Source organism: Kingella denitrificans ATCC 33394 (genome assembly GCF_000190695.1).
Classification (GTDB): Bacteria; Pseudomonadota; Gammaproteobacteria; order Burkholderiales; family Neisseriaceae; genus Kingella_A; species Kingella_A denitrificans.
Genome location: NZ_GL870929.1, coordinates 1443134 through 1456684, shown reverse-complemented (window position 1 = coordinate 1456684; position 13551 = coordinate 1443134). Strand labels below are relative to the sequence as shown.

Here is a 13551-nt window from a genome sequence, read left to right as displayed (position 1 = left end):
TACAAGGATATCGATAAATGGCTAACCAAAAAATCCGTATCCGTTTGAAAGCTTATGACTATGCTTTGATTGACCGTTCTGCTGCCGAAATCGTTGAAACAGCAAAACGCACTGGTGCCGTAGTAAAAGGTCCGATTCCTTTGCCTACTAAAATCGAACGTTTCGACATTTTGCGCTCTCCACACGTGAACAAAACTTCACGCGAACAATTGGAAATCCGCACTCACTTGCGTTTGATGGACATTGTGGATTGGACAGACAAAACGACTGATGCATTGATGAAACTGGATTTGCCAGCCGGCGTTGATGTAGAAATCAAAGTTCAATAATCTTTTAAATAATGAAAGCCCTTCAAACTTTTCGGTTTGAAGGGCTTTTTGAATGGCAAAAAGCAGAGCTCAAAGGTTTCATATCCACCGACAAAGCAGCCTGCACTTTTTATTTTAAAAGAGATTATAATATAGCGAATTGACAAAATTCTGATACAAGGCCGAAACTTACCCGGCCTATGCAGTATTATTTTCATGAAGGATAACTTCCAATGTCCCGTTTTTCGTTATCGCGCATGGCACTGCCCGCTCTTTTTTTGTGCCTATCCGCGTGTAATATTCCCGACACCCCGCCACTGGTTCCGGCAACAACGCGGGTACAACAGCACCGCACACCATCTTCCTATGGCTTCGTACACCAACCTTCGGGAAGCGACACACAATATCGCGTTGTTTCATTTAACGAATTGCCTCAATGGAAAGACCAACCATTTGCAGGCAGCCTGCAGTCGTTTTTGCAAAGCTGTCAAAAATTAGCTTCTCAATCAGGCTGGCATGCCGCCTGCCAACAAGCTACGCAAACGCCGCTTAACCATGCGGCGGCCAAACAGTTTTTTGAACAAGCATTTACACCGTGGCAAGTCATTCAATCGGGGCAGGCGGGCGGTAAAATCACCGGTTATTACGAACCGGTCTTATACGGCGACAGCAAGCCCACCCAAACGGCCAGATTTCCCATTTACGGCACGCCTTCCGATTTAATCAGCGTGCCACTGCCCGAATCATTACACAACCACAAAGGCACAGTGAGAATTAGTTTAACATCAAAAAATCAAGGTGTTATTAAAAATGATGGGCCTTATGTGGCCGATTTGTCCCACTTTGCCCACTCCGAAAAAAACACAACGCTGAAAGGGCGGATTGTCGGCAACCAGTTTGTGCCGTATTTCACGCGCAACCAAATTAATGCCGGCATGCTCAACAATCACGCACCGATTCTGGGTTATGCCAACAATGCCGTGGATTTGTTTTTCCTGCACATTCAAGGTTCCGGCCGCCTGCGCACGCCGAGCGGCGAATACATCCGCCTGGGCTATGCGGACCACAACGGCCTAGCATACCAATCCATCGGCAAGTATATGGCCAATAAGGGTTATTTGCCTTTAGCACAAACTTCCATGCAAAGCATTAAAGCTTGGATGGAAAAAAATCCGAGCCATCTGGCCGAAGTCTTGGGGCAGAATCCGCGTTATGTTTTCTTCCGCGTATTGTCCGGGCCGTCCGAACAAGGGCCCATCGGCGCTTTGGGTGTGCCGCTGACCGGCGAATTTTCCGGTGCGGTGGACAAACGATACATTACTTTGGGCGCACCGTTGTTTGTGGCAACTTCGCATCCGAACACACCACAATACGGGTTGAACCGCCTGCTGATGGCACAAGATACCGGTGCAGCCATCAAAGGCGCGGTGCGTGTGGATTATTTCTGGGGTTATGGCGACAATGCAGGACAAACCGCAGGCAAACAGAACTACACCGGCTATGTGTGGATGCTGCTGCCGCACGGGGTGATGCCGTCTTATCGCCCGTAAATCCCAAAAATATAGTGCAGGCTGCTTTTGAAACGCCAAAAAGCAGCCTGCACTTTTTTCTGCGCTTATTTCATATTGGGAAACAAGCCCTTCATTCCTTTTGCCATCCGCATCAGTTTTGCCATGTTCTTACCGCTGAACATCTTCATCATCTGTTGCGACTGTTCGAACTGTTTCAGCATTTTGTTCACGTCCTGAATACTCACCCCCGCGCCGGCCGCAATGCGCCGTTTGCGGCTGGCTTTGAGCAAATCAGGGTTCGCGCGCTCCTTCGGCGTCATCGAATTGATAATGGCCTCCACATGCCCCATTGCCTTCTCTGCCGTGCCTTCGGGAATTTGTTTGGAAATTTCTCCCAATTCCCCCGGCATTTTAGACAATAAATTCTCAAAACCGCCCATATTGCGCATTTGTTGGATTTGCGCTTTAAAGTCATTTAAATCAAACCCTTTGCCGCGATGAAGTTTTTTGGCCATTTCTGCGGCCGCTTCTTCGTCAATGCCTTTTTGCACATCTTCAATCAGCGTCATCACATCGCCCATGCCCAAAATGCGGCTGGCAATGCGGTCGGGATAAAATGGTTCCAATCCGTTGATTTTTTCACCGATACCCATAAATTTAATCGGTTTTCCGGTAACCTGACGCACCGACAAAGCCGCACCGCCGCGCGAATCGCCATCCATTTTGGTCAGAATCACACCCGTCAGCGGCAATGCCTCGTTAAATGCCTGTGCCGTATTTACCGCATCCTGACCCAGCATGGCATCCACCACGAAAAGTGTCTCCACCGGATGAACGGCAGCATGAATAGCTTTGATTTCATTCATCATCTCTTCATCAATCGCCAAACGTCCGGCTGTATCCACCATCAGCACGTCATAAAAATGCTTTTTCGCATAATCTTGTGCCGCCAGCGCAATCTCCACCGGTTTTTGCGATGTATCCGAAGGGAAAAAATCCACATTCACCTGTTCGGCCAATAGGCGCAACTGCTCAATGGCCGCAGGACGGTACACGTCTGCCGATACCAGCAAAATTTTCTTTTTCTTGTCTTGGTCTTTGAGCAATTTAGACAGCTTGCCGACCGTCGTTGTTTTACCGGCACCCTGCAAACCCGCCATCAGCACAATCGCGGGTGGTGCGCTTGCCAGATTCAACGTACTGTTTTCACTGCCCATTAATTCGGTCAGCTCTTCGTTCACAATACCAAAGAATGCCTGGTCAGGCGTTAAATGGTCGGCAAATTCCTGCCCCAAAGCACGTTCTTTTACGCGATTCACAAAGTCTTTCACAATAGGCAGGGAAACGTCTGCTTCCAATAATGCCAGGCGCACTTCTCGCAGCGCTTCTTTGATATTGTCTTCGGTTAATTTGGCATTGCCGCGGATATTTTTAAAAACTTTGGTAAACCGCTTGGTCAAGTTGTCTAACATTACTCTAATCCTGTCGAATATTTGCCTATTGCCGTACAGTGCAAAACAATAAAGCAGTTTTGAATTTGCGGTATTATCGCATAATTTCAAAACTGCTTTATATTTTAAGCTACTTAATATTAACGCACGCCTGCTTTTTTCACATCGGAAACGTAACCGTGGTCGTTCAGGCGGATGTGGCGGAACAGCCAGCCGTCCAGCAGGTTAATCAGCTCTTTGCCGGCTTCCAAATCGCCGTTTTCAATGCTGGCTTGGCAATTTTTGATTTTGGAAACAAAGTTGAAATGCACTTTTTTGTGCGGTTCCAGCATGCGGTAATTGGCTTTTTCCAGCATTTTTTCTTCATGATCGAAGTGAAATACTGTGTAATCCAACAATTCTTGCAATGCGATTTTGATATCGACCACATTACCGGTTTGATATACATCGTAAAATTTGTTGATTTTATCCACCAGCTCTTTGTGTTGGTCGTCGATATCGGCAAAACCAGTATCCAAGTCTAAAGTCCATGTGATGAAAGACATAGTCGTATTCCTTTAATAGTTTGTTTTCAATAAGTTTTAATTGTATTTCACTTTATGGGAGAAAGCTATTATATCCTTGTAAATATTCGTTAATTTGCAGAAATAATACACTTTTAGAATCAATACACTACACTGCGTTATTCTTGCAATATCCCGGCAACCCGCGTGCAGGCTGCTTTTAGATTTCCCAATCCGTCAGCCCAGCGTTTTTACCTGCCCGTCCAACGTAACTAACCAAACTTTTACACCTGCCTGTTTGGCAACAGTTTGAATTTGCGCTTCCGAGCTCACGGCAAATGCGGTCGATAATGCGTCTGCCATCGTTGCCGTATTGGCCAGCACGCTGATGCTTTGATAACGCGGCGCACTGCTGCCGGTACGCGGGTCAAACAAGTGCGTGAATTTACCATTGGCATCAAATGGCGTACCATAGCCGCTGGATGTTGCCAGTGCTTGGTTTTGCAAAGGGATTTTGTGGTTAGGCAATGTTCCTGCACCGCGAGGATTTTTGATTTTTGCAAATTCCGGATGTTGTTTCAGCGTATCCAAATGGCGCAGTTCACCCATGTTCACCAGCGCATGTTGCAAACCTGCACGCTGCAATAATTGTGTGATTCGGTCTGTAATATAACCCTGCGCAATGCCGTTCAGCGTAATCTCCATATTGGGCTTGGCGAATGTGATTTTCTGCCCGTCCATCTGCACATTCTGCAAACCGACTTTGTTCAAAGCAGCCTGCACATTAGGGGCAACATTGCTGCGCGGGTGTTGGCGGAAATGTTCGGCATAACGTTGCCACAACACTTGTACCGTGGGATCGAACGCACCGTTGGTCAGCGAATGGATGCTTTGGCTTTGGCTCAACAAGGCCAACAAATCTGCCGAAGGCGAGTGCAGGCTGCCTGCACGGTTCAAACGCGATACCTGGCTGTCGCTTTGATACACACTGAAAATCTTTTCCAACCGCGAAATTTCCGCCAGCGATTCATTAACAAACCGCTCGGCCACCGCACGGTTCGGGTGATACAGGCGCAGCTCCGCATCCGCGCCCAATGCAACGCCCTGCCAAACAACAGGTTCAGTGGTTTTTCCTTGTACGGCACCGGAAGGCAGCAGCGAAGCAGCCGAAACAGCGGCAGTAATACCAATAAAACGACGACGTGTGATTTGCATAATGTTTACCTTATATTTTGTTAGAGTTAAATTATAGCCCTTACTTGTTTACAAGATATAACTTTTTACACGATTTCCTGTGCTGTTTGACCAGTATCAACATTTCAAATTTCTTTACTTTTTTATTTTGTAACAAAACTACAAATGACGATATAATCGCACCATATTCTCCTTAATGTGTTTTAATTATTGATTAGGAAACGTTGTTTTATTACAGAATATTCCTCATAACGAAAGATAAACCATGAAACCCCTACACCCAAAATTAGCCGAAATCACTCAAAGAATTATCGAACGTTCCCGCCCCACCCGCGAAGTTTATTTGGCGCGCATTCGGTCGGCTAAACAGCAAGGCCGTGTGGAGCGCGACCAGCTTGGCTGTTCCAATTTGGCGCACGGCTATGCCTCCATGCCCAAAACCATCAAAATTGCCATGCAGAAGCATGATGTCCCAAATATCGGCATCATTACTGCCTATAACGACATGGTGTCGGCGCACCAGCCGTTTAAAGATTTTCCCGACTGGATTAAAGACGAAGTGGCAAAACACAATGCCACGGCGCAAGTAGCAGGCGGCACACCCGCCATGTGTGACGGCATTACACAAGGTTATGAAGGCATGGAGCTTTCGCTGTTCTCGCGTGATGTGATTGCCATGAGCGCCGCCATCGGCCTGTCGCACCAAATGTTCGACGGTGCCATGTTTTTGGGCGTGTGCGACAAAATTGTGCCGGGACTGGTCATCGGTGCGTTGTCCTGCGGCCATATTCCGGCCATTTTTGCACCCGCGGGCCCGATGGAAAGCGGTATCGGCAACAAAGAAAAAGCCCGCACACGCCAGTTGTTTGCCGAAGGGAAAGTGGGCAGGGAAGCCCTTCTGGCCAGCGAAATGGGTTCTTACCACAGCCCCGGCACCTGCACGTTTTACGGCACGGCAAACTCCAATCAGATGATGATGGAATTCATGGGACTGCACCTGCCGGCCGCCGCATTTTTCAATCCGTACACCCCCATGCGCGAAGCATTGACGCGGCAGGCTGCCGTGCAACTGGTGCAGGATATCCGCCGCCAAGATGCCAAGCCTATTGGCGAAATGCTGACCGAAAAATCGTTCATCAATGCAATGATCGGCCTGATGGCAACGGGTGGTTCGACCAATCACACCATGCACTTGGTGGCCATGGCGCGCGCGGCCGGTGTGATTTTGAATTGGGACGACTTCAACGAAGTTTCATCGATTATCCCGCTGCTGATTCGCGTGTATCCGAACGGGCAGGCCGATGTGAACCATTTTGCCGCCGCCGGCGGTTTGCCGTTTGTCATTCGCGAACTGCGCAACAACGGGCTGCTGCACGACGACGTGGATACCGTGGTCGGACACGGCATGGAAGCATATACGCAGGAACCGTTTTTGGACAACGGCCGTTTGGTGTGGAAAGACGCTGCCGAAAAAAGCCTGAACGAAGATATTTTGCGGACATACGACCATCCGTTCTCGCCCGACGGCGGCCTGAAACTGATGAAAGGCAACATCGGCCGCAGCGTGATTAAAGTATCAGCCATGAAAGCGGAGAACTTTGTGGTCGAAGCGCCCGCCATCGTGTTTGACGACCAACGCGAAGTGCTGGCCGCCTTCGAACGCGGCGAGCTGGACGGCAAAGATTTCGTCTGCGTGGTGCGTTACCAAGGTGCGCGTGCCAACGGCATGCCCGAATTGCACAAACTCACGCCGCCTTTGGCCATCCTTCTCGACCGCGGGCAGAAAGTGGCGCTGGTAACAGACGGGCGCATGTCGGGCGCATCGGGCAAAGTGCCGGCCGCCATCCACATGTCACCCGAAGCCCTGATGGGCGGCGGCATCGGTAAAATCCGCACGGGCGACCTTATCCGCTTCAACGCGCACACCGGCGAATTGAACGTTTTGGTGGATGAAGCCGAATGGAATGCGCGCACCGTGCCCACACCCGATTTGTCGAAAAACACGCACGGTATAGGCCGCGAACTGTTTGCCGGCTTCCGTGCGCAAACCAGCAGCGCGGAAACGGGTGCGATGAGTTTCGGTGGAGATTTTGTTTAAATATCAGATAAATAAAAAGGTGCAGGCTGCTTTTGGCATATTCGAAAGCAGCCTGCATCCACCCCGTCTGCCGTGCGATTTGAAACAGGCAAAATCATTGAATGGCAGGCAGCAATCCAATCCAACCATCTATCTACCTTTTCAATCGGTTAAACTCAAACCAAGTGCAGGCTGCTTTTTATGCGTTATGCGGCAAACCGTGGCGCAACAGCCGCTTACTCCCTCTCCCGTGGGAGAGGGTTGGGGTGAGGGTTTCTCTGGGGGTGGGCGGCGGTTTTGGAGTGGGTATGGCGGCGATACGCCATGTTCTTGTCGTTAAATTTTCTGTTCGCGTTCGGGATTTTTCCTCTCTGCGGAAGGGAAATCGGGTGTCTGCCGCCGCCCTCTGCAAACAGGCATGAACATTAAAGTGCAGGCTGCTTTTGAACCTTCCCAAAAGCAGCCTGCACTTTGTTATTTTTTTATTTTCATTGACTTGAACAATCTTCACGGAACCACCGCCACACGCCGAAGCACACTATTGCCCCTGCCGCTGCGGCGCACAGGTGGACGGCGGGATAGCCTGATTTGTGGGCAAGGCGCAGCGCGGCGAAACCGGCGGCATAAGTGCCGGCGAGCATGACGGAGAGTTGCAGGGCGTTGTCCAGCGCAGCGTATTCGGGACGGGATTTGTCCATTATGGCGGCCATAACCACGGGCAGCAGCAGCGTGTAGCCGATGTTGAGCAGGCCGATTTGCACGGCGGGCAGCATGGGGTGCAGCGCGGCGGCTTCTTTGGCAAAGGCGAGCGAGGCAAGGATGGGCACTTGAACGGCGAGCAGCACGCTCATCAGGCCGCGACGGCTGTATTTTCGGGCAATCAGGCCGGCGGCAGGCGTGGCGGCCATGCAGGCGAGCGGGATAACGGCAGTGAGCACGGTACCGATTTGTTTGGGCGTCCAACCCAAATCGGTGAGTTCGGGCGTGAAGGTGGTGGCGGTGGCGGCGTAGGGAATGCAGGAAGCGAACAGCAGGGCAAACCAGGTTTTGCCGCGCGGTGTTTCGCGCCAGAACAAGGCAAGGCGTTTAAACAGGTCGGATAAGCGCCAAGCGGATGCAGGCTGCTTGAAGGCTTCGGGTTCGCGGTAGGCGGCGGTTTGCAGCAAAACGGCCAATGTGAAGGCAAGCGTGGCGGCAATGGCACTCGTCCAACCGTATTGCTGAAAAATCCACAGCACGCCCGCACCACCAATCATTTTGCCCGCACGCGCGGCCACCACCTGAATCACACCGCCGTGCCCGCGTGCACGATAGGGAAGCAGCAGGCTGCCCAAACCGACCGATGCGCTGCCGAAAAGCACGCTGAAACAAGATAATACAAACAACACGGGTAGCAGCAGGAAAAAGTGGCGGCGCGGGTCCAGCAGCATCAGCAAAACAAGCGATGCGGCAATGCCCGCCAACGAAACCAGCAGCCAAAAGCGGAAACGGCCGCCGCGCGCGGGGCAGTAGCGCTCGATGGCGATGGCGAACAGGACTTTGGCGGCTTCCACGCTGCCGAGCAGGAGAACCCAGCTGAGTTGTTCGAGTGTGTAGCCGTAGGTTTTGAGCATGGTCATCACGGCGACCAAGGTGAAGCCGACCAGCGTGAATTTGAATGCGCCGGCAGCGGTGAGCAGCAGCCAGTCGCGGCGAGTGGGGGTGTAGGGTGGCATAACGGGATTGGGTGGTGGCGGGTGGATGGGTGCAGGCTGCTTTTCGGGTTTTCAGGCTGCCTAAAACGAAGTTTTATCGAGTTGTTCCCGAATGCAAAATGCAGCCTGCACATCATGCTTCACGCATAAAACATCCATTTGGCCAGCAGCACGATGCCGACCATGTGGCAGAACACGCTCAAATGAATCAGTTGAAAATGACGGCTGCTGAGTTTGCCGCTGCCGCGCAGGGTCATGGCGGTGAGAAAGTGACCGAACACGCTCAATGCCAGCAGGATTTTAAGCGAAAGCATGATGCCGAAGGCGGACGAAAATGGGTGCTCCAGCAGCGGCAGATAGCGGTTCAGCACCATGCCGATGCCCGAACCGTACAGTACCAGCAGCACCCACGGCATGATTTTGCGGGCACGGTTGCCGATGGCGCGTTCCACGGCGAGCATGAAGCGCGGCGATACCTGCGGCCGTATGCCTTCAAGTATCAGCACTTCAAAAAACACCGTGCCGACAAACATCAGCGCGGCAAAAATATGCAGGGTCAGGAAAACGGGATACCAGTTCATCATGCGGCCTCTTTCTTGAGTTTGAGTGCAGGCTGCTTTTCAGCCGTTCAACCGCATTGTACGCCGTTTTTATGCGCCAAACTGCTGCTTCAACGCCTGTGCGGCCAGTTGTAGGGCTTCGTCTTGGGTGCGGGCAAGCGTGTAGCGCACATTCAGGCTGACGGCGAGCTTGGACGACTGCTGCTGCAATTCGGCAAAGATTTCGGGGTCGGGTTCGACCATGAGCATGGCAGCGCATTGCGCGTCAAGCTGCGGCTGGTGGGCGCGTATCCAGTCCAGATAAAGTTTGCGGTCGGCGGTGCGCTGTTCGGGGCTTTTGTCCAACCGCATGGGCGTGCAGACGGTGGCGAAGCGGGGGCTTTGGCGCAACAGTTCTTCAAAATCGTCCAGCCAGTCTTGAAATTGGACAACGGGCGTTAAATCGGTTTGGTAAATTCTGCCTTCGGGCAAGGTTTGCAGAAGCGTGAAATATTTCATGGTATGTCTTTCGGGTGGTTTGCCGATGTTCCCGCCGTGCCGAATACCTACACGACAAACGGGGAAGCGGTTTTGATTGAATTTGGGAAGTGCAGGCTGCTTTTGGCTTTCAGGCGGCCATGTATTAAGCGCGACCAAAAGCAGCCTGCACCCTGATTAAAACTTCATTTCCGCCGCTATGCCCACCGCCCTCGGCCTTTGGGCAAGGGCTTCGCGCCGGTCGGCGGCGGGGATGAAAATATCGCGGCGGCTGTTCAACACATTGTCGGCATAAAGCGAAATACGGCCGTGTTTGAAGTTGTAGGCGGCGTAAAGGTCGGTTTGGCTGTATGCCTTGATTCGGCCGACTTCGGTGTTTTGCGCGTTGGAATAATAACCGCCGGAAAAACGCACTTTGCCGCCGATTTCAAAGCCGCGCGGCAGCAGGTAGCTTGCACCAATGGCGGCGGTGTATTTGGGCGAACGGCTGAGCTGCTTGCCTTCCGTGCCGCTGTTAGGGAAGCGTTTGACTTCGGTGTGCAGCAGGCCGAGCGAGCCGTTAAGTGTCAGATTTTCGGTAGGTTTCCAGTTTGCGCCAAATTCCGCGCCATACGTCTGCACTTTGGAGGCATTGCGGATAACGACCGAGTTGACACCGAGATAAAACGGCAGCTGCATATCTTTGTAATCATTAAAAAATACATTGCTGCTCAACTCTAAGCCGTGTTCAGGCAGTTTGTATCGGCCGAACCATTCGTAGTTCCACACATATTCAGGCTTGTATTCATAGGCGGTATAAGGCGCGCCGAAGGTTACGCCCGCGCCGCCAGAGTTGTAGCCGCGTGCAATGCGGATGCCGGTGTTGAAACGTTCGTTCGGCTGCCAAGCGATTTCGGCTTTGGGCAAAAAGACGTTTTGTTTTTGGTTTCGGTTGATGCGGAACAAGTCGGTGCCGCCGGTTCTGCGGTGGTGTTCCTGCTCCCAGCGTGCGCCGAAGGTTGCACTCCATTGAGGGGCGAACGCCCATTCGGCTTCGGCAAACAGGGCGCGGTTGTCGGTTTTATCTTTGAATACGTTGTGGAACACGCGGCGCGCGCGGTTGGCCAAATCAACGGTTTCGTCCTGCTCGGCATGGAAAAGGTACACGCCTGCCAAGGCTTTCAGGCTGCCTGAATCGGAGCGGTAGCGCAGTACGGGTTCAAGCTGCCATTCTTTGCCGTCCAGCGTGGCCGGTACGCCGCGCGGTGCGGGCAGCGACAGGCGGTCGTTGCCGTATTTGGTGTACACGAGTTTGTTTTCCACACGCCAATTCGGCGCAAACTGCCACGAAATATCCCACATGCCGGACGTGGAATCGGTTTTGAACACGGGGCGTTCGGGCGCATAACGCGGGCTGCCGGGATTATCTTTGGTTTCGCTCTGCGGCGTGCGCGACTGAATGTGGTTCAGCGTGAGTTTGGTATAGAAATTGGGATTGGACGCAGGCGCGTACATCAGTTTGGCGCGGGCGGTAGTGGTTTCTACACGGCGCGGGTTACCCACAGGCGAATAATGCATCAGCGGAATGTAGCTTTCGCGCTCCTGCCGGTCCACGCTCAAACGGAAGGACAGATTGTCCGCCACAATCGGGCCGGACAGCATTACCGCTGCCTGACGGCTTTTCTGGTTTCCCGCCGCCAGTTTCACCGCACCTTCCCATTTGTCGGACGGGTCGTTGGTTTCCACCACCACCGAACCGGCCACGGCATTGCGCCCGCGCGTCAGACTTTGTGGCCCGCGCAAAATTTCCACCTGTTTCACGTCCCACAGCGACTGCGTGCCGAACGCAGCTTCGTTATACGTTGCCGAACGCCCGTCAATAGAGAAATTCAGCCGCGGACGCGTGCCCGCCAAAAACGCCACCGCACCCGTGGCCGGCCCCGAACCGTCCACGCCGCGCACGGTGGGCAGATTGTTGTCGTTGCCCAAATCCACCACGTTGGCCGTGTGCGCCAAAATATCGTGCGACGAGCGAGTGCCGGCATGTTTGGCAATTTCGGCTGCTTTGGAAACTTCTGTGCTGGTAGCGGTCTTGAAGCGGCTGCGGCGCGTTTTTTCACCGGTTACCACGACATCGGGCAAGTTTTGTGCCTGTTCGGCCATTGTGCCTGCAGGCTGCCCTTCAGCAGGCATTTGCGCCAAAGCAGGTACGGAATGTGCAGCAAACAGCGCGGGAATCAGCACGGAAAGAAGGGAACGCGGGGCGGGCATGGTTTTCTCCTGAATTTTTATCGGCAGTTTGATGGGAAGGAACGTGCAGGCTGCTTTCGGTAAGGATACCTGTTGCCTGATGAATGCCTGTGTGGCAGCATTTCGCGTGGAAACCTAAAAAAGCAGCCTGCACTTTTCATTACATAGTTTACAAAATTTATAAAATAAACAAATTTTGTAAAGTGTAGTGTAGAATCACACCAAATGCAAATAAATTTTATTCAGAACCAGACCCTATGAAACCCAACACTGCCCAAGCCGCCATTTATCAAGCCGCCCTTTCTTTGTTTGCCGAACACGGTTGGCAGAAAATTTCCGTAGAAACCCTGTGCACCGCCGCCCAAACCAGCCGCGTAACCTTTTATAAATACTACGCCGACAAACGTGACCTTTTGTGCCAAATCCTCACGGATGACAAAAACCGTATCCGCGCGGCGCTTTCAGAAGCACAGGAAAATGCCGAATCGCTCGCCAAAATCATCACTTTGTTGCTCGATTTGCAGAAACAGTCGCTGCAAACCGTGTACACCCCACCCGTATTGCGCGACATTCAACAAAGCAAAGACAAGGTGTTGCAGGATTTTTTCGCCGAAATGTATGCTGAAAAAGACCGCTTCATGCACAACTTCTTCACCACCCTGCAACAACGCGGCCTCATCCGCACCGACCTGCGTGTCCCCATGATAGAAGCCTTTGTGCAGCAAATCGACGCATTGGTACAACGGGAAAGCCTGCAAAATCATTACACGGACGCGCCGCAGAAGCTTTATGAAGATGCGTTAAGCTTGCTGCTGAACGGCTTATCCAAAAATTAACGCACATTCAAATATTTATTAAATAATAAAAGCAGCCTGCACTTCCAAAATTTAAAGTGCAGGCTGCTTTTTCTCAAATAAATTTCAACTCAACCCAATTCCAACAATTCAATCTGCCGTGTCTGCGCCCACGCCGCCAAACATGCCTCGGCATTTGCCAGCGGAATCCGTACCGTTAAACGGCAGTCCAGTTGCAAATCCTGTTCAATTATTTCCGCCTGATGATTTTTCGCGATACGGATAGCTTCATTCAAATAAGGATATTCGCACCGTATCCGAACCGTTTTTTCAATATTTTTTTCAATAATTTGCGCATTCTCCAACGCCATCTGAGTGCTGGTTTTATACGCATGAATTAAGCCGGGCACACCCAACAGCGTTCCGCCGAAATAACGCACCACCACCACCAAAACATCCGTCAGTTCAAATGAATCAATCTGCCCCAAAATAGGCCGGCCCGCACTTCCAGACGGTTCTCCGTCATCATTGGCGCGAAACTGATTGCCGTCCACGCCAAGCCTGTAGGCATAACACCAATGCCGTGCCTTGTGATGTTCCTGCCGCAAATCATCAACATGTTTTTTTACTTGTTCCGCCGTTTGCACAGGATATGCGAACGCCAAAAATCGGCTGCCTTTATCTTTAAATTCTACCTGAATTGGCGATTTCAAAGTTCGATATGTTGTGATTTGATTCATGTTCAACCTGTAA

General features: G+C 51.8%; 12 protein-coding genes. 4 read left to right on the top strand and 8 right to left on the bottom strand.

What is annotated here, in order from left to right:
* The first annotated feature begins 17 nt into the window (after positions 1-17).
* Positions 18-329: a 30S ribosomal protein S10 gene (gene rpsJ / locus HMPREF9098_RS07350; RefSeq protein WP_003783434.1), complete on the top strand. Its 312-nt coding sequence runs from the start codon at positions 18-20 to the stop codon at positions 327-329.
* Positions 330-541: 212 nt separating this feature from the next.
* Complete coding sequence (gene mltA / locus HMPREF9098_RS07345) at positions 542-1858, top strand: murein transglycosylase A (RefSeq protein WP_003783430.1); 1317 nt, start codon at positions 542-544, stop codon at positions 1856-1858.
* A gap of 65 nt (positions 1859-1923) precedes the next feature.
* On the opposite strand, the gene ffh is transcribed toward mltA, so the two are convergent.
* The 3 genes from ffh to HMPREF9098_RS07330 form a co-directional block, all read right to left on the bottom strand.
* Positions 1924-3291 carry a signal recognition particle protein gene (gene ffh / locus HMPREF9098_RS07340; RefSeq protein ID WP_003783429.1) on the bottom strand — a complete coding sequence of 456 codons (1368 nt, stop codon included), beginning with the start codon at positions 3289-3291 and terminating at the stop codon, positions 1924-1926.
* A gap of 119 nt (positions 3292-3410) precedes the next feature.
* Positions 3411-3815: a bacteriohemerythrin gene (locus HMPREF9098_RS07335; RefSeq protein WP_003783427.1), complete on the bottom strand. Its 405-nt coding sequence runs from the start codon at positions 3813-3815 to the stop codon at positions 3411-3413.
* 195 nt (positions 3816-4010) lie between these two features.
* Positions 4011-4988 (bottom strand): FAD:protein FMN transferase, encoded by a 978-nt coding sequence (locus HMPREF9098_RS07330; protein WP_003783425.1) that lies wholly within the window; start codon positions 4986-4988, stop codon positions 4011-4013.
* A gap of 244 nt (positions 4989-5232) precedes the next feature.
* Between HMPREF9098_RS07330 and edd the strand changes: the two genes are divergently transcribed.
* A complete protein-coding gene (edd, locus tag HMPREF9098_RS07325; protein WP_003783423.1) occupies positions 5233-7065 on the top strand; it encodes a phosphogluconate dehydratase in 1833 nt (610 codons plus the stop codon).
* A gap of 467 nt (positions 7066-7532) precedes the next feature.
* Here edd and HMPREF9098_RS07320 read toward each other — a convergent pair whose 3' ends face one another.
* The 4 genes from HMPREF9098_RS07320 to HMPREF9098_RS07305 form a co-directional block, all read right to left on the bottom strand.
* Entirely contained in the window at positions 7533-8759 is a 1227-nt protein-coding gene (locus HMPREF9098_RS07320; RefSeq protein WP_003783420.1) for an MFS transporter, read from the bottom strand.
* Between the two features lie 119 nt (positions 8760-8878).
* Positions 8879-9322: a CopD family copper resistance protein gene (locus HMPREF9098_RS07315; RefSeq protein WP_003783419.1), complete on the bottom strand. Its 444-nt coding sequence runs from the start codon at positions 9320-9322 to the stop codon at positions 8879-8881.
* Between the two features lie 66 nt (positions 9323-9388).
* A complete protein-coding gene (locus tag HMPREF9098_RS07310) occupies positions 9389-9796 on the bottom strand; it encodes a hypothetical protein (RefSeq protein WP_003783418.1) in 408 nt (135 codons plus the stop codon).
* A 156-nt stretch (positions 9797-9952) separates the two neighbouring features.
* Positions 9953-12025 (bottom strand): TonB-dependent receptor, encoded by a 2073-nt coding sequence (locus tag HMPREF9098_RS07305; protein ID WP_003783416.1) that lies wholly within the window; start codon positions 12023-12025, stop codon positions 9953-9955.
* A 236-nt stretch (positions 12026-12261) separates the two neighbouring features.
* Here HMPREF9098_RS07305 and HMPREF9098_RS07300 point away from each other — a divergent pair, with 236 nt between their 5' ends.
* A complete protein-coding gene (locus tag HMPREF9098_RS07300; RefSeq protein ID WP_003783414.1) occupies positions 12262-12840 on the top strand; it encodes a TetR/AcrR family transcriptional regulator in 579 nt (192 codons plus the stop codon).
* An 89-nt stretch (positions 12841-12929) separates the two neighbouring features.
* Here HMPREF9098_RS07300 and HMPREF9098_RS07295 read toward each other — a convergent pair whose 3' ends face one another.
* Positions 12930-13538 (bottom strand): IMPACT family protein, encoded by a 609-nt coding sequence (locus HMPREF9098_RS07295; protein WP_003783412.1) that lies wholly within the window; start codon positions 13536-13538, stop codon positions 12930-12932.
* Between the last annotated feature and the right edge of the window lie 13 nt (positions 13539-13551).

What these genes read in the sequence shown, in the direction of transcription:
- HMPREF9098_RS07295 (WP_003783412.1), bottom strand. Translation starts at nt 13,538, where the DNA reads ATGAATCAAATCACAACATATCGAACTTTGAAATCGCCAATTCAGGTA.
- mltA (WP_003783430.1), top strand. Translation starts at nt 542, where the DNA reads ATGTCCCGTTTTTCGTTATCGCGCATGGCACTGCCCGCTCTTTTTTTG.
- ffh (WP_003783429.1), bottom strand. Translation starts at nt 3,291, where the DNA reads ATGTTAGACAACTTGACCAAGCGGTTTACCAAAGTTTTTAAAAATATC.
- HMPREF9098_RS07315 (WP_003783419.1), bottom strand. Translation starts at nt 9,322, where the DNA reads ATGATGAACTGGTATCCCGTTTTCCTGACCCTGCATATTTTTGCCGCG.
- edd (WP_003783423.1), top strand. Translation starts at nt 5,233, where the DNA reads ATGAAACCCCTACACCCAAAATTAGCCGAAATCACTCAAAGAATTATC.
- HMPREF9098_RS07310 (WP_003783418.1), bottom strand. Translation starts at nt 9,796, where the DNA reads ATGAAATATTTCACGCTTCTGCAAACCTTGCCCGAAGGCAGAATTTAC.
- rpsJ (WP_003783434.1), top strand. Translation starts at nt 18, where the DNA reads ATGGCTAACCAAAAAATCCGTATCCGTTTGAAAGCTTATGACTATGCT.
- HMPREF9098_RS07320 (WP_003783420.1), bottom strand. Translation starts at nt 8,759, where the DNA reads ATGCCACCCTACACCCCCACTCGCCGCGACTGGCTGCTGCTCACCGCT.
- HMPREF9098_RS07330 (WP_003783425.1), bottom strand. Translation starts at nt 4,988, where the DNA reads ATGCAAATCACACGTCGTCGTTTTATTGGTATTACTGCCGCTGTTTCG.
- HMPREF9098_RS07300 (WP_003783414.1), top strand. Translation starts at nt 12,262, where the DNA reads ATGAAACCCAACACTGCCCAAGCCGCCATTTATCAAGCCGCCCTTTCT.
- HMPREF9098_RS07305 (WP_003783416.1), bottom strand. Translation starts at nt 12,025, where the DNA reads ATGCCCGCCCCGCGTTCCCTTCTTTCCGTGCTGATTCCCGCGCTGTTT.
- HMPREF9098_RS07335 (WP_003783427.1), bottom strand. Translation starts at nt 3,815, where the DNA reads ATGTCTTTCATCACATGGACTTTAGACTTGGATACTGGTTTTGCCGAT.